24 protein-coding genes are annotated in these 24,187 nt (G+C 33.1%); 5 read left to right on the forward strand and 19 right to left on the reverse strand.

The window, feature by feature from the left end; translation table 11 throughout:
- The 13 genes from J2X07_RS11325 to J2X07_RS11385 all read right to left on the reverse strand — a co-directional run bounded on the left by J2X07_RS11325 (position 1) and on the right by J2X07_RS11385 (position 12,527).
- Positions 1 to 711, reverse strand: a complete 711-nt coding sequence (locus J2X07_RS11325; protein WP_310258819.1) for a CatB-related O-acetyltransferase — start codon at positions 709 to 711, stop codon at positions 1 to 3.
- Positions 711 to 2,180, reverse strand: coding sequence for a polysaccharide biosynthesis C-terminal domain-containing protein (locus J2X07_RS11330; RefSeq protein ID WP_310258820.1), 1,470 nt, complete (start codon positions 2,178 to 2,180; stop codon positions 711 to 713). The genes J2X07_RS11325 and J2X07_RS11330 overlap by 1 nt, the downstream gene beginning before the upstream one ends.
- A 34-nt stretch (positions 2,181 to 2,214) precedes the next feature.
- A complete protein-coding gene (locus J2X07_RS11335) occupies positions 2,215 to 2,931 on the reverse strand; it encodes an SGNH/GDSL hydrolase family protein (protein WP_310258821.1) in 717 nt (238 codons plus the stop codon).
- Positions 2,928 to 4,085 carry a glycosyltransferase family 4 protein gene (locus tag J2X07_RS11340; protein ID WP_310258822.1) on the reverse strand — a complete coding sequence of 386 codons (1,158 nt, stop codon included), beginning with the start codon at positions 4,083 to 4,085 and terminating at the stop codon, positions 2,928 to 2,930. The genes J2X07_RS11335 and J2X07_RS11340 overlap by 4 nt, the downstream gene beginning before the upstream one ends.
- 10 nt (positions 4,086 to 4,095) lie before the next feature.
- Complete coding sequence (locus J2X07_RS11345) at positions 4,096 to 5,160, reverse strand: glycosyltransferase (protein WP_310258823.1); 1,065 nt, start codon at positions 5,158 to 5,160, stop codon at positions 4,096 to 4,098.
- Positions 5,135 to 6,571 (reverse strand): hypothetical protein, encoded by a 1,437-nt coding sequence (locus J2X07_RS11350; RefSeq protein ID WP_310258824.1) that lies wholly within the window; start codon positions 6,569 to 6,571, stop codon positions 5,135 to 5,137. Before J2X07_RS11350 ends, J2X07_RS11345 begins: the two co-directional genes overlap by 26 nt.
- 14 nt (positions 6,572 to 6,585) lie before the next feature.
- Complete coding sequence (locus tag J2X07_RS11355; RefSeq protein ID WP_310258825.1) at positions 6,586 to 7,326, reverse strand: WecB/TagA/CpsF family glycosyltransferase; 741 nt, start codon at positions 7,324 to 7,326, stop codon at positions 6,586 to 6,588.
- Positions 7,319 to 8,533 (reverse strand): glycosyltransferase, encoded by a 1,215-nt coding sequence (locus J2X07_RS11360; protein WP_310258826.1) that lies wholly within the window; start codon positions 8,531 to 8,533, stop codon positions 7,319 to 7,321. The genes J2X07_RS11355 and J2X07_RS11360 overlap by 8 nt, the downstream gene beginning before the upstream one ends.
- Positions 8,534 to 8,547: 14 nt before the next feature.
- The gene (locus J2X07_RS11365; RefSeq protein ID WP_310258827.1) at positions 8,548 to 9,219 is read right to left on the reverse strand and encodes a sugar transferase; all 672 of its coding nucleotides are present in this window, start codon (positions 9,217 to 9,219) and stop codon (positions 8,548 to 8,550) included.
- A gap of 41 nt (positions 9,220 to 9,260) precedes the next feature.
- On the reverse strand, positions 9,261 to 10,145 hold the full coding sequence (galU, locus tag J2X07_RS11370; RefSeq protein ID WP_310258828.1) for a UTP--glucose-1-phosphate uridylyltransferase GalU: 885 nt from the start codon (positions 10,143 to 10,145) through the stop codon (positions 9,261 to 9,263).
- A gap of 18 nt (positions 10,146 to 10,163) precedes the next feature.
- The gene (locus J2X07_RS11375; protein WP_310258829.1) at positions 10,164 to 10,931 is read right to left on the reverse strand and encodes a tyrosine-protein phosphatase; all 768 of its coding nucleotides are present in this window, start codon (positions 10,929 to 10,931) and stop codon (positions 10,164 to 10,166) included.
- A gap of 158 nt (positions 10,932 to 11,089) precedes the next feature.
- On the reverse strand, positions 11,090 to 11,791 hold the full coding sequence (locus J2X07_RS11380) for a CpsD/CapB family tyrosine-protein kinase (RefSeq protein WP_310258830.1): 702 nt from the start codon (positions 11,789 to 11,791) through the stop codon (positions 11,090 to 11,092).
- The gene (locus tag J2X07_RS11385; protein ID WP_310258831.1) at positions 11,781 to 12,527 is read right to left on the reverse strand and encodes a YveK family protein; all 747 of its coding nucleotides are present in this window, start codon (positions 12,525 to 12,527) and stop codon (positions 11,781 to 11,783) included. Before J2X07_RS11385 ends, J2X07_RS11380 begins: the two co-directional genes overlap by 11 nt.
- 234 nt (positions 12,528 to 12,761) lie before the next feature.
- Between J2X07_RS11385 and J2X07_RS11390 the strand changes: the two genes are divergently transcribed.
- From J2X07_RS11390 to J2X07_RS11405, 4 genes are all read left to right on the forward strand, one after another.
- Positions 12,762 to 13,652, forward strand: a complete 891-nt coding sequence (locus J2X07_RS11390; RefSeq protein ID WP_310258832.1) for an LCP family protein — start codon at positions 12,762 to 12,764, stop codon at positions 13,650 to 13,652.
- A 232-nt stretch (positions 13,653 to 13,884) separates the two neighbouring features.
- The gene (locus tag J2X07_RS11395) at positions 13,885 to 14,187 is read left to right on the forward strand and encodes a DUF3846 domain-containing protein (protein WP_310258833.1); all 303 of its coding nucleotides are present in this window, start codon (positions 13,885 to 13,887) and stop codon (positions 14,185 to 14,187) included.
- A 387-nt stretch (positions 14,188 to 14,574) separates the two neighbouring features.
- Complete coding sequence (locus J2X07_RS11400; protein WP_310258834.1) at positions 14,575 to 15,441, forward strand: SDR family oxidoreductase; 867 nt, start codon at positions 14,575 to 14,577, stop codon at positions 15,439 to 15,441.
- 141 nt (positions 15,442 to 15,582) lie between these two features.
- On the forward strand, positions 15,583 to 16,914 hold the full coding sequence (locus J2X07_RS11405) for an Ig-like domain-containing protein (RefSeq protein WP_310258835.1): 1,332 nt from the start codon (positions 15,583 to 15,585) through the stop codon (positions 16,912 to 16,914).
- Between the two features lie 55 nt (positions 16,915 to 16,969).
- On the opposite strand, the gene J2X07_RS11410 is transcribed toward J2X07_RS11405, so the two are convergent.
- From J2X07_RS11410 to J2X07_RS11435, 6 genes are all read right to left on the reverse strand, one after another.
- Positions 16,970 to 17,299 (reverse strand): helix-turn-helix domain-containing protein, encoded by a 330-nt coding sequence (locus tag J2X07_RS11410; protein ID WP_310258836.1) that lies wholly within the window; start codon positions 17,297 to 17,299, stop codon positions 16,970 to 16,972.
- 18 nt (positions 17,300 to 17,317) lie between these two features.
- On the reverse strand, positions 17,318 to 17,932 hold the full coding sequence (locus J2X07_RS11415; RefSeq protein WP_310258837.1) for a class D sortase: 615 nt from the start codon (positions 17,930 to 17,932) through the stop codon (positions 17,318 to 17,320).
- Positions 17,933 to 17,935: 3 nt separating this feature from the next.
- Complete coding sequence (locus J2X07_RS11420) at positions 17,936 to 18,709, reverse strand: LPXTG cell wall anchor domain-containing protein (protein WP_310258838.1); 774 nt, start codon at positions 18,707 to 18,709, stop codon at positions 17,936 to 17,938.
- 32 nt (positions 18,710 to 18,741) lie between these two features.
- The gene (locus tag J2X07_RS11425; protein WP_310258839.1) at positions 18,742 to 19,524 is read right to left on the reverse strand and encodes a hypothetical protein; all 783 of its coding nucleotides are present in this window, start codon (positions 19,522 to 19,524) and stop codon (positions 18,742 to 18,744) included.
- A 62-nt stretch (positions 19,525 to 19,586) separates the two neighbouring features.
- Positions 19,587 to 20,285 (reverse strand): TasA family protein, encoded by a 699-nt coding sequence (locus J2X07_RS11430; RefSeq protein WP_310258840.1) that lies wholly within the window; start codon positions 20,283 to 20,285, stop codon positions 19,587 to 19,589.
- A 106-nt stretch (positions 20,286 to 20,391) separates the two neighbouring features.
- A complete protein-coding gene (locus tag J2X07_RS11435; RefSeq protein ID WP_310258841.1) occupies positions 20,392 to 20,931 on the reverse strand; it encodes a signal peptidase I in 540 nt (179 codons plus the stop codon).
- Positions 20,932 to 21,300: 369 nt separating this feature from the next.
- Between J2X07_RS11435 and J2X07_RS11440 the strand changes: the two genes are divergently transcribed.
- Positions 21,301 to 23,730, forward strand: coding sequence for an immune inhibitor A domain-containing protein (locus J2X07_RS11440; protein WP_310258842.1), 2,430 nt, complete (start codon positions 21,301 to 21,303; stop codon positions 23,728 to 23,730).
- Positions 23,731 to 24,187: the final 457 nt, after the last annotated feature.

Raw genomic sequence — 24,187 nt, forward strand, 5'->3', positions numbered from 1 at the left:
TTATGATTCAGTCCTTAATATAAATAATTTTTCTTCATTATTTTTTTTTTCAAAATCTTCATTGAAAATCATTAGGCACTTATTTTCATCTTCCCACCAATTAAATTTTAATAGTTCATTAATTACTTCTTCATCAAAACGATATTTGATAATCTTTGCTGGATTCCCACAAACTATTGCATATGGAGGAACATTTTTAGTAACAACAGCATTTGCAGCTACTACAGCACCATGCCCAATATGAACCCCTCTTAAAACCATTGCTCCACGCGCTATCCAACAATCATTTCCAATGATTGTTGGATTTTTTTGCTGTACTATATCTTTATCTTTTTTTATAATTCCATAAAGTGAATAAAATGATGCAGGACTTGTAGAAATGAAATTCATAGGATGTTCACCAAGACCAATTGAAGTATTTGAGGCAATTGAACAATAGCTACCAATCTCGCCTGATTCGATATAAGCATTTTTATTTATTACAGTATAACCTCCAATTTTCACTCCTTTTTTTATTTCAACATATTTATCAATTCTAACTTTTTTGCCTATAATTACACTTGGATCTATTAAGTTGCTGTATATTTCAGATCCATTTTTAAATTTATATTTAGATTTCATCCAATTAAACTGTATATTACTTTTAAATTTCTTTAAAAATGATTTTGTTATATTAATTAGCATTAATAAAAAGCAATTTAAATAAAACATTATACATCAACTTCTCTTTCATCTTTTTTATTAAATAAACTTAAAAATAATTTCAAGTTAATAATTTTGAATTTAATACATAATAAAATATACATAATAATAAAAGTTAAGAAAGAAATTAATAGTTTAATAGGAGGAAAATCCAAATGATAAAATGCTAGTGTTGGTAAAATAGCTACAAATGATATTAATAATATTTGGAGTAAAAACTTAAAAGGAATTAACTGGACGATTTTAATTTTCAATTCTTTTTTTATAAATTTCAAATATAATATTGCCATTATTATTGTAGAAATAACAGTTGCTATTGAACATCCAATAGGACCTAGAGAATCTATTAATAAAAAATTTAAAATAGTATTTATAATCAAGAAAGCTAATGCTACATAAAAATTAATTTTAGTCCTGCCAATAGCCTGAGTTATAGTTCCATAAGTCATAATTCTTAATGGTGTAACAATCATATAAATTCTAAAAAATAATATACTTCCAAGGAATTTTTTTCCGTATAAAAATAAAATAATAAATTCTGCATAGAAAAAACTAAATAAAAAAATGGGCAAAATAAAAATAGCATTATTTTTTATTGCTTCCGTCCACTCAATTGATATTTCCTTAAATTTACCTTCCCTATACAGTACAGATATTATTGGAATTAGAATTGTGCTTGTAGAAGTAATGAGGGTATTAACAAAAGGAATCTCAGTTGCACCTGCTATATATATGGCATAATCAGTAGGCGAATACAATTTAGAAACAAATAATTTATCAATCTCCCATCCCCAGTAACCAATAGAAGAAGTTATTGCTAAAGTTCCGGCATATTTAATCTGTTTTTTTAACATAATTAAATTGAACTTCTTTTCACTTTTGTAAGTAAAAAGTTTGATTTGAACAAATATCGCAACTAAAAATGCCTGAATAATTAATGCGATTATTAGTATCTTAATATCGTTAAAAAATATTTGGCTGCCTACAACAAATAATAAATATAATAATGATTCGCATATTGAAAATATTGCTGCTGATTTACTCTTGTTAAAAGATACTAGAATATTTACGTAATGACTTGATAACAATTTGAGTAGAGGATAAACAGAAAATAATCTTATTAATTGGTTATTCAATCCTGTATCTCCAAAAAACTGTGAAATGTAATCCGCATTAAAATAAATAATAAAAAATAAAAATAAACCTATACAAAGTAATAAAAAATTTGATTGTTGTATTATATAATAACTTTTTAATCTATTAGATATATTAAGTGGAATATAGTATAAAATACTTGCGGAAATTCCACTGGTAATAGGGGTACAGAAAAAACCAAAAAGTAAAAAAAGCTGACCAAATAATCCTCTACTTTCTAAATCTAATGTCCGATTTAAATATACTCCAATTAAAAAAGTTACTAATTGAGCTATCGCTCCTGCAAAGAATAAAGTGAAAATCTGTTTTTTTATTTTTATCATAAAATACTTCCTAATTAATATTTCATAGATATTTTCAATTATTTATTTTTATAATTAATTTTTCTAATTCATCTGCTATCATTTTATGTCCTAATTCACTAAAGTGAATTCCCTCAGGTATTACACGGTCAATAGGAAGTAGATCATTCACCTCTAATATTAAACTGTTTGTAAGTTTTGCAACATCATAAATAATTTGGTTAAAGTCTTTTATTCTTTTTTTACTGCCTGGTAGAACTTTTTCAACTCTGTCATTAATATTTGGAATAGTTAAAATAATGCAGGTTGCATTGGTTTCTTTTTTAATTTCATTTATATATATTAATAACATTCTCTTAAAAAACGGACCTGTACTCCATCCTCCTAATTTAAGTGATTTAATTAAAAAGGGTCTAAATAAATTTAAAATTCTTCTTACTAGTGAAATGCATTTTGCTAATATAAACTGATTTATAGTTAAATATGTTTTAGATTTAATATACAACCAATCATCCAATTTTTTAGGTAACAATCTAGTACAAGCTTCATTAATTCCATAGTTTAAGATAACAACTGAAGGATTATGAGAAATAATTTGATTGTCAATATTTCTATAACCATGTGAAATTAAGGTAGCACCCTGACTCTGATTGATGCATTTTACAAATAAACCTTTTTTACTCATTTGTTTTTCTATTAATATGGGGAATGGTTCGCCGACAGAAGGTCTTACCCTTAAGGGAACAGAATTTCCAACGATTACGATATTCATCTAGCCATATCCCTTCTAATAATAGATTGATAAATGCCTTCTACTCTTTGAGCAATTGATTTGTAACTAAATTGGTCCTCAAACTTTTTTCTAATGACTTTTCTTTGATATCGTCCCTCTTTTAAGTTAATAATTGCAAGTTCCACAATGTTATGATCGTATAATGATTTCATCTTTACTCCTGAATCAATATCAACTAAGTTCCCTACTATCTCATTATCTGCTACTATAATTGGTAAACCACAAGCAAGACCCTCAAGAATTGAAATAGTAGGGGAAATTGGCCATATTCCAATATCTGCTGCATTAAAGTACATGTATAATTCATCTGTAGTTACTTCATCCATAAATAAAACTTTATTTTTAATATCCTTAATACTAGACTTTAAAATGGATAAATAATTTTTATCTCCCTTACCTACTAATAACAATTTCACTAGATACCCTTTATTTAATAAATATCTAACATTATTAAAAATTTCTTCAATCCCTTTGGTCTTTGTAATTTTCCCACTAAAAACAAGTAAGATTTCATCATATGCAATATCCAATTTCGCTCTAATTGCTTCTCTAATATTTTTGGAAAAGTAATATTTTTCAGAATCAGCTCCTAATGGAATATAAATTGAATTTTTACACTTGAATTTTTCTTCCAAGAACTGCTTTGTTTGGACTGTCATCGAAAATATGTTTGAAGCATCATTTAATATTGGTTTCATAAATCTCTTTCTAAAAATAAAATAATCGAGTTTATTAAAAAAGCTGCCACTATGATATTCATGAATATCTACAACATAAGAGATATTATGACTTTTAGCATATTTTCTTATTGCTAAACCATAGAAACCTTGACGCGGTTCATGAACATGTATTATATCGGGTTTTAATTTAGTTAATATATTTTTAACTCCTCCAAACAATATAAAATCTCTAAATTCAACCCATGTTTTAAGCCTATGAACATTTATACCATCAACAATATTACTACCTGTTATCCGAAGCCTATCTTTTTTCGAAATATTAGGAAATGGCCAAATTAGATTACTAGTTATTACATGCACATTATGACCCTGTTTTACTTGTTCTCTAGCTAAATAATATTCCTCATAACCGTACTCTGGTTGAAAGTAACCAATAACATGAACTATACGCAAATTAGCACCTCTATTTGTAAATACTTACTAATTTTTCATATGCTGTTATTGGAGAATAATTATTAACCACTTGGTTTCTCCAATAATTAGGATCTTCTTTTAATGAAGACTTAAGACAATCTAACGAATTATCAGAATGTTCATTGTATTTTATTACGAATTCTTCTTTCCCTACCATCAGTTTCATATCCCCTACATCAGTAACAACAGAGGCTAAACCAGTTGACATTGCTTCCAAGAGTGATAATGGTGTACATTCATATTTTGATATTAAAAAGAAAGAGTCTGCAACCCAATAATAATTTCTTGGATCATTTGTAAACGGATAAAGTCTAACATAATTACTCATATTGTGTTGTTTAATATATGTCTTAATTTGATCTATCATAGAGCCTTCACCGACTAATAATAATAACCATTCATCTGATAAGTATTTCTTTGTTAATTCTAATAATTTTAGTAAATTTTTTTGTTCTTCAAATCTACCTATAAATAGTCCTATCTTTTTGTCTTCTGGTAATAAAAGTTGTTTTCTTAATTTTGCTTTAAAAGTAATTGATGGAATTGAAAAATGGTTATTATCAATCCAATTAGGGATTACTTCCATATCTGTATGGATTCCATAATTATTTTTTAATTTAGAGATTGCTGACTCTGCTACTAATATTACCTCCATTTTTTTATAAGTTCGTTTTAAAATATATTTATATATTCTTATATGTTTAACAGAAGTAGCTAGGTGTAAAGTCGCTTTAAATTTACCTTTTGGGAAGAACAATGAAAGAATTTGAATCCATAAACAAGAAGTAGGATGTGTCAAATTCAAATGAATTATATCCGGACGAATTTTCAAATAAACTTTTAAAAAATTTAGTATGGTCGATAGTGGTTTTTTATTAGAAATAACTTTGCAAATCGTATTTATTTCCTTATCTCCTGAAAAATCACTTTGTATTTCATCATTCATTAAAATATTGAATCTATACTTACTTTTTAATAAATTTATAACCCCAACCAAATATTTTTCAGCACCACCAATTTTTTTTCCATCAGAAATTAGTAATATTGTTTTCATGATTTTTACCCCGTCTATTTTCTTTATTGAAAATTTCAAAAGAAATAAAATAACCCAAACAACCCCAAAATAATAAAACCGGTACATTTTGATACCATGTATGGTTTATAAATAATGACTCAAAGCTAAATAATAAAAACCATGTTAATAATAGGGATTTTATTTGATGTTTAATTTTTATAAGTGCTAAGAACGCAACTATATTAAAAAAAATTGTGAAAAATAAACCAACTGAGTAGATTGAATCTAAGTACCAAGATTCAAAGTTTCCATAACCATTCCCAGTAACCGATAAAAAAAACGGTGAGATTCCAACACCATTTCCAAATATTAAATTACTACCAATTGATTCAATACCCTTACTCAAACCTATTGAATGTCCAATTGATGAACTATCTGAAATAGTAAAAATATTTCGATTAAATGCAGAATTATTTAACACAAACAATGAAACTCCTAATAATAACAAAAAAATTATTGTTAACAATTTTTTAATATTTTTTGCAAAATATTTTTCTTTTCTAATCTTTGGATTAAAAAATATTGTTAACATTGTTAATAATATTAAACCTCCTAAGAAGGAGAGCCAACTTGCACGTGTTATAGTGAGAATGAGCATAATTACATTTAAAATTAATGGCATAATTTTAGTAGTTTGCCCTGTAATTAGCTTATAGTACCAATATAATGCTATTGAACTACACCATGAGCCTAATGCTAAAGGACTTAAAAAAACACTCATCATTCTTGGGAACCCTGCTTTAAAAAAAATAGTCATAGATTCGTTTTCATATAAATTAGAACCAATAAAAATATCTAATCCAAAATAACCAAGTACCTTATGCTTTGTTAAAATATCAAGGAGCCCAACTACAAAAAGTATCCATGTGAAAAATATAATTACTTTATCAATTTCGATTTTATTTATAATGATTAACTTTCTTCCAAGAAAATAGGCTGGAATAAACAAACCAATTCTTAAAAAAGAAATAATTAATACCTGATATCCATATGGGTTTTGAGTCGTAAATGTTTTCAACAGTAAATAAATTAAAATAAAAAACATCATTAAATCTATGTAATAAATGTTTGATAATTGAAGTTTTTCGGGATAGATAATTAATAGCCAGGTTACTAAAATGGGTAAGTAATAAAGACTAATACCTATAAGACTTCCTGGTGAAATTATATTAAAATTCATGGCTAACATTTGAAGAAAATTATTTAATAAAATAAAAATAATTAAAGAATGAATAAAAATTACATTAATTTTAAAAAAATTGATATAAAGAATTAAACAAATTATAAATATTGATGCTTGAAAAGCTTCAATTGGATAAAATCCTATTAGACAGGCTATTATAGAAATTAAAATATAGCTTATTTGTGTATTTTTTAAATCAGAAAACAAGTTTTTCACCTAAATCATTGTTTGTTTTTTAGTTCTTTAAATAATAGGAGGAAAAATTTCGAATCTCTAATAAAATATCTCTTGAACATCCTCTTCGGTTCCATTAAAAATCTATAGAACCATTCTAATCCATTTCTTTGCATCCAATGGGGGGCTCTTTTTATTGTTCCAGCTAAAAATTCAATAGCTGCACCTACATGAATAGATAATGGTATCTTTAATTCTTGATAATGATCAAAAATCCACTTCTCCCCTTTAGGGGCTCCTAGTGATACTAACAAAATATCAGGATTGAATTTTTGTAATTTTTCTTTTATTTTATTTAATTCATTACTATTCGTTTCAAAACCAAATGGTGGAGAATAAAAATCAATTTCTAAATTATTTTTATATAAATCAATAATTTTATTTCCTGCCGTCTGAGAACCTCCAAGTATATAAACTTTATATTTTTTTTCAATTGCCAGTTCTATTAATTTAGGTGTTAGATCTGATCCAGATATTTTTTCAACTATTTTTTTTCTTAATAATTTTGATGTCCAAATCAATGGCATTCCATCTGCAAGAACTAAAGCAGCGTTGTCATAAATTTTTTTGAATTGAGCATCATTATCCAACATTACTATATGGTCAACATTTGGAGTAACGTAGTATGATGGAATTTTATTATGTATAATATTTTCAGTATAATGAAGCACTTGATTAACAGTATAATTATCAATCTTAATATTAAATAAATTAATAGATTTACCCACTTTTTATCACCGTTGAAATAAATTTATTTAAATCTTTTTCTAAAGCTAATAAAGAATATTTATTTAAGTAAGTTTCTCTTCCCTTTAATGCAATACTTTTTAAAATTCCCATATCTTCATATATTTCCTTAAATACTTCTAAAAATTCATCTTGATTATTTGCAATCAAAATATTTTCTCTTTCTTTAAATGCTAACCCTTCTGCACCAATTTGTGTCGATATAACTGGCATTCCTTTTGCAAATGCTTCTAATATCTTTACTCTTAATCCACTACCGATAAAAAGAGGAACTATCAATAAATCACAAAAGCTAAAATATTCATTCACATCTTTCACATAACCTGTAACTGTAATATTTGATATTTGATTTAATTGTATAATTTCATTAGTCGGATTTCCTCCAACAATAAATAAATGAAATTTTTCCTTGTCAAGTTGGCTAAAAACATTTTTAACAAACCATTGAATTCCTTGAGAATTCGGAAACCAGCTCATCGTACCAATAAATAAAAGATTTATTTTTTTTGAATTAACATGATAATTGTATTTAATTAAATCTGTTTCAATACAAATTGGAATGGTTTCAATTTCTTTTTTTATATAATTATTATTTCTCATGTTTTGCAACTCATTTTTATCTCTATCACTTAACGCTATGATGTAATCTAATTCATTAATAGTCTTTTTTTCAAATCTGTATAATTTTATATATTCTAGATATAGGAAAATTTTTTTTACTATTGATTTTTCTTTTTGAATATGTCTTTTTACAATTAATGATTCTACATTATGCTGATCTAGAATTACTGGAAAATCAAATAGTTTTTTATAACGCATCATTTGTAAATGATCAACATATATCACATCATACATATTGTTTTCTTGTAATTTAGTTATTTTATTTTTCATCTTACGCGAATAAAACTTGTTAACTACATAAGGATATTTGCTGAACAAACTTTTAATGAAGGACATTAAAAAAATCTTTTTCGAATGACTTTTTATTAGAATTTTTTCAACTAATGAAATATTGCTGCAATATTCAGAAATTTGATCAATAAACTGTTGTTCATCTTTATTATTAATAAATGAGATAAAATCTATTGTATGATTTTTTGATAATACTTTTAGCGTGTGAAAAGTTTTAATTTTTCCACCATTATCCTGAGGACATGGTAATAACGTTGATATAAAAAGAATTTTCATTTTTGTGTCCTTTATTAAAATGCGTCTTTTGATTTTAAAAGAATTATTACTGTTTTTATCATCAGTTTAAAATCTATCCATATACTACAGTTAGAAATATAATATAGGTCTAACTCAACCATCTGATTAAAATTTAGATTACTGCGACCACTTACTTGCCATAAACCTGTACAACCTGGCTTAACAATTAATCTTTGCTTATGGTAAGAATTATATTGTTCAACCTCTCTTAATAAAGGAGGACGCGGACCGACTAAGCTCATTTCCCCCCGTATCACATTCCACAATTGCGGTAGTTCGTCAATACTTGTTTTTCTAATAAACTTTCCAATTTTAGTGATTCTTGGATCTTCTTTCATTTTAAACATAGCGCCTTCAATATCATTATATGGTAGTAGTTCAGTCAACTTATTTTCAGCATCACTTACCATAGACCTGAACTTAAACATATAAAACTCTTTTCCGTCTTTTCCGACACGTAACTGTTTAAATAGTATTGCTCCCTTAGAATCTTCTTTTTTTATTAGTAGAGCTACTATTAAAAAAACTGGAATTAAAATTACAATACCTACTGTGGCACAAATGATATCAATAGTTCTTTTGGATGCAACATACGCTCGATCCTCGTTTGTTGTTATATGCATACCCTTCTTAACAAAAATTGTATGCAAATGGGGTTCTGGCATTATTTCGCCCTCCTTTTACCATTAGAATATTAAAAATGATATTAGCTCATTATTTTTACTTCTTCTAGTAATCTCTCAAGCTCAGGTAAAAGCTGACGGCTGATCTCTTTGTCTCTTAAGGCGAAATCGATCGTTGTCATAATGAATCCTAGTTTTTCACCAACGTCGTATCTTGTGCCTTCAAAGTTATAAGCGAATACGCGTTGGAATGTGTTTAATTTCTGAATAGCATCTGTTAACTGAATTTCTCCGCCCGCACCTGTTTCTTGTGTTTCAAGGTGTGTAAAGATCTCAGGTGTTAATAAATAACGTCCCATGATTGCAAGGTTAGATGGTGCAGTACCTGGTGCCGGCTTTTCTACAAAGTTGTTTACGCCATACAAGTTTCCGATTTGGCTCATCGGATCAATGATTCCATAACGGCTTGTTTGCTCGTCTGGTACTTCTTGAACACCGATGATGGATGAACCTGTATTTTCGTATTGTTCAATGAGTTGTTTTAAGCAAGGCTTTTCACCTTGAACGATGTCATCGCCCAGTAATACAGCAAAAGGCTCGTCACCAATAAATTTTCTTGCACAATATACGGCATGACCCAAACCTTTTGGTTCTTTCTGACGAATATAATGTATATCAGCCATTTTTGAAGTGTGTTGAACTTTTTCCAGTAATTCAAATTTTCCTTTTTCATATAAGTTTTGTTCGAGTTCGAAGGCATGGTCGAAGTGATCTTCGATTGCACGCTTTCCTTTACCCGTTACAATAATAATGTCTTCAATGCCTGATTCAATTGCTTCTTCAACTATGTATTGGATAGTTGGCTTATCCACAATTGGAAGCATTTCTTTAGGCATGGCTTTTGTTGCAGGCAGAAAACGGGTCCCTAATCCCGCTGCCGGTATAATCGCTTTTCTTACTTTTTTCATTGTTAAGATTGTCCCCCTTTAAAAAATCCCTAAAAATTTCTTTTTCTTTATATGTGAAGGCTGTTCAATTAGAACGCTTTCGCCTTTCCAAACGAGTTCTGCGTTTTCTTGCAAATAGTATCTAGTTTCTGTTCCGAACTGTTTCTGAACAGTTTCATAGGCTTGCGTTAAATTAAAGCTGCGACCCGTGACATTATGTGCATCAGATGCAATAAAGTGACACATGTTGGCTTTGATTAAGTCATGGGAGAAATGCATTATTTTCTTCCCGAAGTTTCCGTTAATGGAGTTGGCTGTCAGCTGTGTGAGTGCACCCGAAACGATAAAATCATATAACAGATCTGAGTTTTCGATAATTGCACTATTTCTCTCTGGATGAACAATAATGGGTTGATAGTTTCTAATGCTAAGTTCATAGAGAATTTCTGCGGCATAAGTTGGGACACTGCTGGAGGGAAATTCAATTAATAAATATTTTGCTATGTGATGTAATGGCATTAATAAACCCCGATCAAGATCCTCAATTAATTCCTTGTACAAGCGGATCTCTTGTCCGGGTATGATGTCGAGTGGAATATTTCTTTTATGTAATTCCTGATTAAGGTTCTCTACTTCGAATTCAATGCTTGGTTTATCATTTTCATATCTTCCATTTCGATGATGCGGGGTTGCATATAGATGTGTGATTCCTTCCGCTACAGCAGCCTCTGCCATTTTGATAGCATCTTCCAGTGTCTGTGCACCATCATCAATTCCCGGTAAAATATGACTATGTATGTCAATCATAAAGCTAGTTCCATCCTTTTTAGTGACTATAGAACTAGTACTTTAGAAAACTAGTTCTATAGACTTGATTTTGGAATTATAACGCTATATTACCATAGCTACCATTTTTTACAACAGGGGTATTTTGTCGAATATTGTATTTTTACGTAAAGATATTGCTAATTTTTTCCGTAATAGTAATAATAGTTGTCATTTTGTATTTCTTTGCCGTTTAATACCGTCCCAATGATGTTCGCTTGGGCATGTACCAGTAATTCCTTTGCCTTAACAGCTGCATCAATTTCCGTTTTACCACTCGATACCACTAAGATTACACCATCCACTTTATGTGAAAGTAATTGACCGTCCGTTACAGCCAATACAGGTGGTGTATCAAATAATACATAATCATACATAACACTTGCTTCTTCTATTAAGTTATCCATAGATTTTGAATTAATGAGCTCTGAGGGATTTGGAGGTACAGGACCACTTGGCAGTACATCAAGATCAGGTATTTTAGTAGAAACAACAGCGTCCTTTAAAGCTGTCTGTCTCGTTAATACATTAGTTACTCCATAAATGTTACTAACTTTAAATGTATAATGAACGGTAGGTTTACGCAGATCGCCATCTACAAGAAGAACTCTTTTCCCTTGTTGAGCAAGTACTACCGCCAAGTTCGCTGCAGTGGTCGACTTCCCTTCACCAGGCCCTGATGAGGTGACCATTAATTTTTTAAAATCCTTATCAATTGAAGCAAATTGAATATTCGTTCGAATTGTTCGGTACTGTTCTGAGATCGGAGACTTCGGATTATTATGTGTAATTAGACTTCTTTGCGTTAAGTCTTGTATATTTTTTCTGAATTTACGACTCAAGGGTTCCACTTCCCATCCGTTTTCTTGCTGCTTTTTTCTGAATCGGAGCTCTCTCATCCTCTGTAGAAATCTTAGGAATTACACCTAAAACCGGTAATTGAAGAATCGTTTGAATATCCTCTTCTGTCTTAATCGTGTTGTCTAGGTACTCCAATAAGAAGGCAAGCCCTACACCTACCATTAACCCAACTACTAAAGCAATTGCGATATTTAATATTGGCTTCGGATTAACTGGTGTTGGATTTTCTTTAAAAACAGCATGCGATAGAATCTTCACATTATCGACGTTCATGATTTCTGGGATTTTGTCACTAAAAGTTTCAGCGATTGCATTTGCGATATTTACTGCTTTTGCAGGGTCTTCATTTTCAACCGTTAAGTTGAAAACTTGCGCGTTTTGCTCACTATTAACAGTAATAGCGCCATTAAGCTGTTCTACAGATTGATTAAGGTTTAAATCCTCAATCACTTGATTTAATATAGTAGGACTTTTAATAATGACACTATATGTATTAATCATTTCAACATTTGTCCGTACTTGATTAACGTCAAGAGCAGGCTGCTCACTTGTTTTTTGGTTTACGAGCAGTTGAGTTGAAGCCTGATAAACAGGTGTAAGAACAAAATAAGAGATAATACCGCTGACCGCTGCAGCTATTGCAGTGATAAGAACAATTAGCCTTAACCGTTTTCGAAGTGTAACGGCAATGTCTTTTAATGAAATCGTTTCTTCCATATATGCCTCCACGTTGCTTTTGTAAGATTTGTAATTCCGATGTATTATAGCATATTTATTTGTAAAAAAAGGAACTAATTTATAATAATTTGAAAAAATTGGTCGTATTGTAATATTATCTAAGCATAATATCGGCGGTGTGATTTAAAAGTTAAATTAGAATATTCAATCTTACTATCTTCATGTTATACTCCAACGTAGATGAAAAATTTTACAAAGAAAGAAGCGAATAGGATGAAAAAGTTTTTCCTTGTACTAGGGATAATTGTGGGAATCGCTGTTTTAGGAGTAGGAGGATATGCCTATTACTTATATGATTCAGCAAAAGATGCAGTAAAAGAAATGCATGAAGAAGTAAAAACCGACAAACCAAAGCCTATTGTAAAAGGAACTGACGCAAAACCCATTTCAATTTTGCTGCTTGGTGTCGATGAGCGCCCTGGGGATAGAGGAAGATCGGATACGATTATCGTAAATGTAATTAATCCCAAAAAAGAATCTATGTTAATGTTTAGTATTCCTCGTGATACTCGTACAGAGATCGTTGGAAAAGGAAAAGAAGACAAAATCAATCATTCTTATGCATTTGGCGGCACTCAAATGGCAATGGATACGGTAGAGAATTTTATCGGTAACCCAATAGACTATTATGTAAAAGTAAATATGGAATCATTTAGAGATATTGTGGATGAAGTTGGTGGTGTCGAGGTAAATAATCCAAGAGCATTTGATTACGAAGGCTTTTCTTTCCCGGCGGGGTCCCAGGAGTTAAACGGAACAGAGGCATTAGCCTATTCCCGAATGAGATATCAAGATCCAAAAGGGGATCTAGGCAGAAATGATCGTCAACGCCAAATAATCACATCTATTATTAATAAAGGTGCGCGTGTATCTTCCATTTCAAAATTTGATAATATCCTTGAAATCTTAAGTGAAAATGTAAAGACAAACATGACGTTTGATGAAATGAAAGATATTCAGAAAAATTATAAAAACGCTCGCAACAACATAGTATCCACTGAATTTAAGAGTTCTGGAAAAATGATAGATGGCATCTATTATGGAATGATTTCTGAATCAGAAAAACAAAGAGTACATGATATGATGAATGAATATTTACAATAATAGGTATATGTAACCAGTCCGTGAAACGGGCTGGTTTTTTCTATGTTTTTTCACTAAACTATTTTTATACACATTTTCGTGTTTTTACTGGAAGTCATTATAAAATATGCTTTGTTAAGAAAATGATAATTTTTTCAATATTTCGACATAATCATACATTTTTCACCTGTTCCCTTGCTATCGGGTCTATGTTACCATGAAAAAGGAACTATTTTTAGAAGGAGGTATTTTTTTGTCGACTATATCTGTATTAATGGTTGAGCCATCTAAACGTCCAGCCATCGTTTCTATTGAGAATGACTTAAAAACATTTGAAAACATCGTAAACGGACCACTTGATATGCAGCCGTTTTATCGATCACCCTTCAAGATTATTTGCAACATTGATAATGGGTATGAACTTACATACGGAAACAAAAAACCCAATGACACATTTTTTATCGTTAAACATGATGGAAGTTTTGAAAGCGTTGATCGGACAGAAGCTGAAGAAATTAGGGATTATATAAGAGAAAAAATGAAAAAATGGAAGTAATGAAAAGTCTGCAACGAACGTGCAGGCTTTTTCTTTTGTTTAGACATCTAACCAATTATAGTATGGCCGCTTTCTATTTCCTATTATCTCTTCTTTTTAGTGCACTGAGCCTTCCCATCAAAATTAAGCATTATGTGAGCAAGTAAGGCTTATCCCCTATTAGATTACTACTGCCGGATCAAAACAGAGTTAACCGTTTGGATGAAGTTATGTTGAGCTGTTTCTTATACGTAAGCAAATTCAAATTCCTTGTCTTAGAAAAAATGTTCCATTTTTATTGAGGAGCAAAACATTAAAAAATTTCCAAATTTACATGTTTATTCGGGTGTGAGTTGGGAATGGTAGATTTAGAAGATGAATTAAACGAATAAGGAGTGGATGGAGAATATGTCTAGTCAAAGTCACCCTGTAGGACAGCCTGCACAGCACCAAAACCACCAGCCTGGTGTCGAGTCGGAAATGAACCCAAGGCCTCAATCAGATAGCCGAAATTATATAGGAAGCGGAAAATTAAAAAACAAGGTGGCAATCGTTACAGGCGGTGACAGTGGAATCGGCAAAGCTACCACAATTGCATTCGCAAAAGAAGGTGCAAATGTAGCCATCGTTTATTTAGAAGAATCGAGTGACGCAGAGGAAACAAAAAAGCTTGTTGAGGAAGCAGGCGGAAAATGTATGCTGTTTGCCGGCGATATAGGTGATGAATCATTTTGTCAGCAGATTGTTAATGATGTTGTCGGTTCATTTGGAGGTCTGGATATACTCGTGAATAATGCAGCAGAACAGCATCCGCAGAAGAATTTTGAAGACATTACAGCTCAGCAGCTAGAAAAAACGTTCCGCACAAACATTTTTTCGATGTTCCACCTGACGAAAGCTGCCCTTCCACATCTAAAGCAAGGAAGCAGCATCATCAACACTGCATCAATCACGGCTTATCAAGGACATCCTGAATTAATTGATTACTCCTCAACGAAAGGTGCCATTGTCTCGTTCACTCGCGCCTTATCAAACAATCTTATTAAAAAAGGAATCAGAGTAAATGGCATCGCACCAGGTCCAATTTGGACACCTCTCATCCCTTCGACTTTTTCAGCAGATCAAGTTGAGCAATTCGGTGTAGATACACCTATTGGCCGTCCAGGGCAGCCTGATGAACTCGCACCTGCTTACGTGTATTTAGCGAGTGATGATTCATCCTATGTATCCGGCCAGGTAATCCATATTAATGGCGGTAAAGTGGTAAATGGTTAAAAAACATATTAGAAGGATTAACTCAAAATGAGTTAGTCCTTTTTTTGTGTTTATATTTTAAGTCATAAAAAAATAGTTCTATTTCCTTATTTACCAATATATGTTAAAATTATGCGAAATAATAGAATGGGAGAGGATAACTTGAAAAGAGTAGTATCATTGTTTTTAGCCGCGGTACTTATTTTACAGTTTTCGAGTTTAAAAGCATCAGCAAGTGGTCCAAAGGAATCTTACCGGGAACAACTGATTAAACAACATATGGCTGTAAAAAAGAATCTGTTTCATTCTCTTTCTACAAAAACCCACCTTCCAACAAATCAGTTAAGTAAATTATCGAATATTAACAAAAGTGATACTGACTATTTTTATGAAGTTGAACCGAATGATACGACTGGATTAGCGGATGACCTCCCATTTGAAACAATGGCTATTGGACAGTTTCTTACATATGAGGATGTAGATTTTTACAAAGTCAACGTTCCTTCAAACGGTTCCTTATATGTAACCGGTGTTATTGATGAGGATTCTTCCATGATTTTAGCGCATGGACTTTTTACAGTAGATGGAGATTCGCTTAATTATGTTGAGCCGACAGATTATTATTATGATGGAGCAGTGTTAATTTATAGCTATGATTTAAGTAAGGGCGATTATTTTGTTGCTGCAATAGAATATGACGGAGATGTCTATTCTGACTACTACGGTATTGTCGCTTCATTCGAAAGCTATGACAATACACCTCCTGCAAAGCCTGTCATAAATGCCATTGATGATAACGATACAGTCATAACCGGTAAAGCCGAAGCAAAATCTAAAGTAAGTGTTTATCGATCAAGCACATATGTTAGTTCAGGTACAGCAGATTCTAATGGCAAGTTCAGCATTAAGCTGCCTATGCAAAAAGCAGGAACGACACTATCCGTTTATGCAAAAGATGAATCTGGCAACAAAAGTGCAACAGCAACGACTAAAGTATTGGACAAAACACCACCTTCAGCACCAACTGTAAATCCTGTTGATGATAACGACACCACCATAAAAGGAAAAACGGAGGCCAACGCGACAATTTCGGTAAAAAAGGGAACGAGTGTAATCGGCACGGCCAAAGCGAACTCGAAAGGTGATTTTAGCGTTACCATCAAGGCTGTTGCAGCAAAAACATCTTTAACAGTCACTTCTAAAGATACTGCAGGTAACACAAGTAAAGTGACAACGATCACAGTAATTGATAAAACACCGCCTAAGGTTATTAGTATCTCTCCTGTAGATAATAATGATCAGTATGTAAAGGGGAAAACCGAGGCAAATGCGACTGCAACGGTTAAAAACGGCACAAAAGAAGCGAATTCGAAAGGCGAGTTCTCCGTTAAGATTGCTGTGCAGAAAACAAATACTGTGCTATCTGTATATGCAAAGGACGCAAATGGCAACACAAGTAAAGCATCTACAGTTACGGTTACAAAGGCAAAATAATAAAAAGCCTGTGCTATTTCGGATAGCGTAGGCTTTTTGTATGAATAAAATGAGGCTAAACCTCTTCCTTAAATAAACGCTTCCACATTTCATAAGATAGATAATCTCGAATTTCTTCTTTATCCAAGCCCAGTTCTTTTGCTTGGACCATAAGCTCTATCCACTCCTGATCTAGTGGTTCTGCCTTGCTGCATAACAATTGTTCCACAGGCACCTCTAGTGCTTTTGCTATTTTTTGAATGGTTTGTGCAGATGGATTAGTTTTATGATTTTCAATGCTGCTTAAATACCCTTTTGAAATACCCGCCTTATCAGCAAGTTTTGTTAAACTTATACATTTTTCTATCCGAATTTTGGTTATTTGCAATCCTAGTTTTTTTCTCACAATTCACAACTTCCTTCTTTATAAAACCTCCTCTTTTTTAAGAACGGCTTTAACAATAAAACGATGTGTTGGATTTTTCATGGGATGACATGTAATTAAAGTGATCTTACTTTCTTTTTTATCATCATGCAGAATGGAAAGATTAGAAGGCTTTACAAGCTTTTCTTCCGTTATCGAATAGGTAAGAACTTTTTTCGAAGTGGTGATCTGGATAAGGTCACCTTTTTTTACTTCCATTAAACGATTGAATTGTTTTCCATATGTATAACTGCGATGAGCTGCAATAGCCGCGTTACCGATTTCTCCAATCGGTGCGGTGCCCCTTAAATGCCCAGCGGCTGTTTTCATGTTTTTAAGAGAGGCACCTTCTACTATCGGGATGACAAGTCCGATCTTCTGAATCGATAACTTTCCGATAACGCCCTTATTCAATGTCTTATTGGGTTCAGGGGATGACTCTTCTAAAAAAACATCGTCTAATTGCTGAAAACTTTGTTTGACTACAGGGTCTACAGATGCTTCCCATTCACTCAACATCTTTTGTTCTTGATAGGAATAGTACATGCTTTTCGCTTTTGGATACATCATCATAATTAATCCGATTACGATTAACAAGTACGCAAAGCGTTTCATCTTTTACCCTTTTTTAAACGGATTTGGTATGATTGATTTTTTTACAAGAAGTAGCCCTAAACCAGCAAGAGAAATAAACAATCCTGACATTATCATAAACAGTGGGCTTTCCTCACCTGTTTGAGGCAATGACCCTGTGCTTTTGCCAGGCGCTTGGCTGTTATCTTTTGGTGGAGGGTTCTGTCCTGGAGGATTGTTTCCGTTATTATCTCCTGGAGTTCCATCGTTATCGCCTGGTGTATTTCCACCACCATCACCTGGAGTGCCCCCATCGTCTCCTGGCGGGTCGCCCCCTCCTCCATCATCATCCGGATCTTGGCCTTCACCCTGAATTTGGAACTTAAAGGAAGCCGCTAAACCTTGAAATTCATTCCCGGCTCCTTCATTTAGGCCGATGGAAAACGTGAGATCTTCGTGTTCATGTGGAATAAGATTCCTTGGATTGATAGTTAAATTACTTAATTTTCCGTTGTACAATTCTTTGTTATTTTGTTTTACCGTAAGTTTGAGCTGATTATATAATGCCTCGCCAGCATTCATTTTAGATTTCACGTTGTACTTTACTTGCTCATTGCCTGTATTGGTTATAGTCAATGTATAATCTTCAACATATCCTGGACGCATATTTTTGACATTAAACTCTGAAGGATTGATCTGAATACTGTACTGTTCTTCGCTAGATGCGGATATTTTGTCTGCTTGCAGCATGAACGCACCTACTAAATAGGCAGGGATCAATACAAATATCATCCTTTTTAGTTTTCTTTTATTAAACAAATGAACCTCCCCCAATCCCCTTATTCAAATATTTATTTAACACCGTTTTTTGGGTCATCCTTGGACTCAGTATTTTGCTGTTCCGCATTCTGAGCAGGGGGATTGGCAGGTGAATTATTTTCTTTTTCAGCGTTTGGATCAGGATTTATGGGCTCGGCTGTTGGTTGATCAACTTTATCAGACCCTTGTTTATCTTCTGGAGCTGGCTGTTTCTCTTCGTTCCCAGTGTCTTTTTGAGGTTCGTCTTTCTTGCTTTCTTCATTATTCCCTTCTGGCTTTGGTTCGTCTGTTTTTGAATTGTCTGATTTATCTTTCGGCTGATCTTCATTAGTTGCTTCTGTTTTATCCTTTTGAATGGTTGCTATAAGTTTCTCATGATCCAATGGAATGGATAGATCTTCATCAATATAACCCTTAAATCCAATAAGATGATAATTGACCGAAGTCGCTTCACATCCTAAAGGAGCTCTCCCATTAAATTCACTTGATATCGATTTTCCAGATTCAATTGAATCTATAGGAAAGGGAATACCAAATACATTCGTTAATTTGATTGGTATGTCCAAGTCAGAAATGTTCTTAACCGTGATTGTGGTTTTCACTTTACAATTTTTTGAATACTTAACATCTCCGTATGTAATTTTCAATAAGTCAGATGTTGTTGCGTTCTTAATTGTTCCTTCTGCAGATGATTTCGCCGATAACCAGGCATACGTATCATATTTGGAACTCATGATGATCAAACAATAGATTGCGATCAATAACTTAATCATTGCATACATTTTTTTGTTTCTTCTTGTTCTTTTTAACTCCAAGAGTGCACCTCCTACTTACAATTTGTAAAAAAGGCAGCCGGACTACGACTGCCTCCTACTTATTACTTTACATTCTCTGTTTCGAATTCCGCTCCGTTATCTGTTTGTTTCGCTTCTACTTTAAATGTTGCGCTATAATTGGCTCCTTGATATTCGTTTCCTGCTGTATCCAAAAGTTTTACAGCAAATAAAATATCAATATTTTCGCCTTCATTCAGCTGCCAGAACTTCCCTTTACCGAAGTTCAGTGTCTTGCTCATACTTGCAGCTTTTGCTAATCCCTGTGCTTCTTCAGCAGATATAGTACCGCTCACTACTTCATATTTTGACTTAGCAGCTACTAAACCTTGGTCCATTACAGGGTTTGTTATACCTTTATCAAAGCCTCTTTGGAACTTTTCTTTGAATGCAGCTTCTGTTCCCGCATCAGGTTTCACCGAATATTTGATAGCCATATAACCGACTTTGTATTTACCAATTCCCGCTTCTTTATCAATCGAATGTGTGTAAGTTGCTCTTAATTGCTGATCAAGACTTCCTGTATTTTGGATCGTTTTCCAGTTGCTGATCAACATTTGAGAAGGTGCGAAATTTTGATGTGCAAAAAGGTTTGAATCCATGCCAACGGTTAATGTTCCATTTTGGATTGTTCCGTTCGCTTCTTTAACATCCGTAAACCAAGAATAAGTCCCAAAACCAGCAGATACGACCATTGCTCCAGCTAGTGCAGTACCTAATAAAGCTTTTTTCGCTTTGTTCATTTTTGTTGCCTCCCATAGTTTTTGATTTTTTATCGTTTAGGAAATATGTAGAACTCCCCTATCACTCTGTTACGAGACCCCACCTCCTCAAAAGAATTGATAATGATCAAACGGCTTTTTGCTTTTCTTTTCTTTCTATGAATCTCTTTAGGAAATCGTAAATCTCTAATAGAAGGTAAGCTAATAATGGAATAAAGATGAGAAGCGTAATGCCTAATGGACTGCTTACAAACTTTGAAACATAGCCTAATTTAGGAAGAGTAAAAACTAGCTCTCCTACTACGTTTTCTGGAGATACAAACCCGTCATCTTTCACGTTGTTGTAATCACCCTTCGTAACAAATCCCTTATCTGTCACTTTTACAACTCTGTGCGTTATGAGTTTATTGTTGTTTTCTTTAAAGGTAATTACATCATTGGGTTTAATCTTAGAGGCTGGCTTATCCTTAACAAGTACCATATCGCCTGCTGAGAAGGACGGTTTCATACTGTTGGTGAGAACCGTAAATGGCTTGTATCCAAATAAAGATGGTATTTTATCAGGATTCTTATCCCCTTGATACGATATGTACAAAAGAAAAGCAATGCTGGCTAACATAAATACAACTGCAAAACCAGAGAAGATCTTATAAATCGATTTGTTCACTTTAACACACCCTTTTGTTCTTTATAAAGAACTTACAATTATCAATTTACATTACTAGGCAATTTCCGTCAACCTAAATAAAGAACAATTCATTCGTTAAAATTCGACAAGATCTTTTTATGATCCCACCATTTGTCTGAATTAATAAACTGTCATATAATGCACGTTGTTCTTAATAATGAATTATTATTTCTGTAATTTTTTTGAAAATTAAAATTAATTGTCTTTACAAACGGTTACTATTTTCGTATTATTCAAATTAGAGAACTAATTGTTCTTTATTAAGAACTACATAACAAGGGAGTTGATGATGTACAAGTCATTAATTGATAGGGTCACAGGAAACTATTGAAAACAGGAGGAGAAGAAATGGGAAATTGGAGTAAAAAGCTAAGTACTTCTTTATTATTAACCAGCCTTTCAATGAGTCTATTAGCTCCAGGTACGATTATGAAGGGGGAAGCAGCTCCTTTAAAAGATTCATATTCAAAGGCTTCGGCAATTTTAGAATCTGCACCAATCGATTTGAATGTTGTTGATCAGGATCGTTTAGCAAAAGCTTTGAAAAGCCGCGGTATCATCGCTAAAAATGCTTCTCAAGCAGATACAGCAAAAGCGGTTCAAAAATATATTAAATTGAAAAGCAAGAAACCGGCCGTAACCCAAGCTACAGCTAAAACTACGAAGGCAAATACAAAAGATATTTCCGCTAAATCAAAACAATTCTTAACGGCTCAAAAAAGCAAGCTTACTAAAAAACTTAATGGCAGCCATAATGTAAAGGCAACATCTACTGGCTCTGCTAGTCTAGTTAACGTCGCTCCTGCTAAACAAGCTAAATATGTAGGCGGGGTTCGAAAAGATAAGGTTCTCGTTATTTTAGCTGAATACTCTGATTTCAAACATAATAATGTGGATCAAGAACCTGGCTATATGTATTCTAGTGACTTCAGCCCTGAGCACTATAGAAAAATGCTGTTTGGCAATGAAGACTTCACATTGTTTGATGGATCAAAAGTAAAAACGTTTAAACAGTATTATGAAGAGCAATCCGGCGGCAGTTATACAGTTGACGGTACAGTAACGAACTGGTTAACGGTTCCTGGAAAAGCCAAAGATTATGGTGACGATTCTCCGACCGGGGGACACGATAACTTAAATCCACTTGGACCACGTGACCTAGTTAAGGATGCATTAAAAGCTGCTGTAACAAGCGGAGTAAATCTTTCAGAATATGACAACCTTGATATTTATGATATCGATGGCGATGGTAATACAAATGAACCAGACGGATTAGTTGATCACTTAATGGTTATCCACGCTGGTGTGGGTCAAGAAGCTGGTGGTGGAAGATTAGGAAATGATGCAATCTGGTCTCACCGTTGGGCATTAAACGGCATCTACCCAGTTCCAGGAACAACTGGCCCTTGGGCTGGCCGAATGGGAGCATACGATTATACAGTTGAACCTGAAGATGGAGCAACTGGTGTATTCGCTCATGAATATGGACATGATTTAGGTCTTCCTGATGAGTATGACACTCAGTACTCAGGTGACGGAGAACCGATCGGATCTTGGTCTATCATGAGTGGCGGAAGCTGGAATGGTAAAATTGCTGGAACTGAACCAACAAGCTTCTCTCCACAAAATAAAGAGTTCTATCAAAAGACAATGGGCGGAAACTGGGCTAATATCGCTGAAATCGACTACAAGGATATTACGAAGTCCGGGAAGATGCTGCAAATTGACCAATCTGTAACAAAGTCTAAAAATGCTGGTATTGTTAAAGTAAAACTTCCTAAAAAAGAAGTAAAAGGTATTGCGCCTGCATTTGGCAGCAAATATTACTACAGCACAAAAGGCGATAACATTGATACTGTCATGAAGACCCCTGTATTTGACTTAACAAATGCAACTACAGCAAGCTTTGATTACAAAGCGTTGTATGATGTTGAATACAATTATGATTACATGTATATCAGAGCTGTAAAGGCAGATGGAACGAAAGTGTTATTAGATACAATCGGTAATGATGACACTGACCATAATGGCCGTGCAGAGTCTTCTAAAGGGCAATGGGTAGATCGCTCTCATGATCTTTCTCAATTTGCTGGACAAAAGATTTCTTTAGAATTTGAATATGTTACGGATGGCGGTTTAGCTTTAGATGGTTTCGCAATGGATAACCTATCACTTAAAGTAAATGGCCAAGAAGTATATTATGATGATGCTGAAGGAACTCCAACTCTTACTCTAAATGGAGCAATCGTTTCAAATGGTATCTCTTTAGTAGATCATTACTACTACTTAGAGTGGAGAAATACGCAAGGTTCTGATAAAGCTCTTCAAACCAGCCGTGGCGTAAAATATGGAACTGGTATGCTTGTATGGTACGGTGATGACAGCTTCATGGATAACTGGGTTGGTGTTCACCCAGGCGAAGGGTTCCTAGGAGTAGTAGATTCTCATCCTAAGGCAATTGTAGGGACACTAAAAGGAATGCCTTCTGTTGAAGATTCAACACGTTATCAAATTGCAGATGCTCCATTCTCTTTAGATAAAACAACTAGCTGGTACGTTGATTCACCAAGCAGAGGTATTTTCGATTATCAATCTCAAAACGGTGTACGTGTGTTCAGTGACTCTTTATCGTATATCGATAACACAGATTACAACGGAGCTGCAACTGATGGCGTTATTAACGACGCAGGTAGAAAGTTACCTAAATACGGCCTTAAGTTCACTCTTATGGGTGAAGCGAAAGATAATTCTGCTGGCGTAGTCATGATCAGCAAGTAAGTTAAAAGGAAACAGAATGTTAGAGGCTGTCCATTGGGCAGTCTCTTATTTTTGTATGTTTAACACTTTCCGGTTTAAGAGTTTAAAAAACATTTTTATAGCTGTCTTTTGAAACCTTTTATTTCCAAAACCGTAGTGATATAAAAACCATTTAAGGAGATTAAACATGTTAGATTTCCTTACCTATTTTGATCAATTGTTATTCATCACTATCCTACTCAGCCTTTTTATTGGGTTCTACCATAAACCTTCTATTATTCACTATTGGAAGGATAACTTCTTACATTCTAGAAAACAATTAACTGATTATAATATTTCGTCCCGTTTGGTTATTAAGCTTTCTCGTTTAGTACAGGAAAGTAAGAAAGTGATTTTCACATTTCAAAGGATGAAAGTGAAGTACACACTTAATAAAGATCTGGAGGATTGCTGTCCCCTTCTCTAATTCACACAAAAA

This window comes from Fictibacillus barbaricus (assembly GCF_031457135.1).
In the GTDB taxonomy this organism is placed as follows: Bacteria; Bacillota; Bacilli; order Bacillales; family Fictibacillaceae; genus Fictibacillus; species Fictibacillus barbaricus_A.

What these genes read in the sequence shown, in the direction of transcription:
- J2X07_RS11365 (WP_310258827.1), bottom strand. Translation starts at nt 9,219, where the DNA reads ATGCCAGAACCCCATTTGCATACAATTTTTGTTAAGAAGGGTATGCAT.
- J2X07_RS11440 (WP_310258842.1), top strand. Translation starts at nt 21,301, where the DNA reads ATGGGAAATTGGAGTAAAAAGCTAAGTACTTCTTTATTATTAACCAGC.
- galU (WP_310258828.1), bottom strand. Translation starts at nt 10,145, where the DNA reads ATGAAAAAAGTAAGAAAAGCGATTATACCGGCAGCGGGATTAGGGACC.
- J2X07_RS11415 (WP_310258837.1), bottom strand. Translation starts at nt 17,932, where the DNA reads ATGAAACGCTTTGCGTACTTGTTAATCGTAATCGGATTAATTATGATG.
- J2X07_RS11325 (WP_310258819.1), bottom strand. Translation starts at nt 711, where the DNA reads ATGTTTTATTTAAATTGCTTTTTATTAATGCTAATTAATATAACAAAA.
- J2X07_RS11335 (WP_310258821.1), bottom strand. Translation starts at nt 2,931, where the DNA reads ATGAATATCGTAATCGTTGGAAATTCTGTTCCCTTAAGGGTAAGACCT.
- J2X07_RS11345 (WP_310258823.1), bottom strand. Translation starts at nt 5,160, where the DNA reads ATGAAAACAATATTACTAATTTCTGATGGAAAAAAAATTGGTGGTGCT.
- J2X07_RS11330 (WP_310258820.1), bottom strand. Translation starts at nt 2,180, where the DNA reads ATGATAAAAATAAAAAAACAGATTTTCACTTTATTCTTTGCAGGAGCG.
- J2X07_RS11360 (WP_310258826.1), bottom strand. Translation starts at nt 8,533, where the DNA reads ATGAAAATTCTTTTTATATCAACGTTATTACCATGTCCTCAGGATAAT.
- J2X07_RS11430 (WP_310258840.1), bottom strand. Translation starts at nt 20,285, where the DNA reads ATGAACAAAGCGAAAAAAGCTTTATTAGGTACTGCACTAGCTGGAGCA.
- J2X07_RS11400 (WP_310258834.1), top strand. Translation starts at nt 14,575, where the DNA reads ATGTCTAGTCAAAGTCACCCTGTAGGACAGCCTGCACAGCACCAAAAC.
- J2X07_RS11390 (WP_310258832.1), top strand. Translation starts at nt 12,762, where the DNA reads ATGAAAAAGTTTTTCCTTGTACTAGGGATAATTGTGGGAATCGCTGTT.
- J2X07_RS11385 (WP_310258831.1), bottom strand. Translation starts at nt 12,527, where the DNA reads ATGGAAGAAACGATTTCATTAAAAGACATTGCCGTTACACTTCGAAAA.
- J2X07_RS11375 (WP_310258829.1), bottom strand. Translation starts at nt 10,931, where the DNA reads ATGATTGACATACATAGTCATATTTTACCGGGAATTGATGATGGTGCA.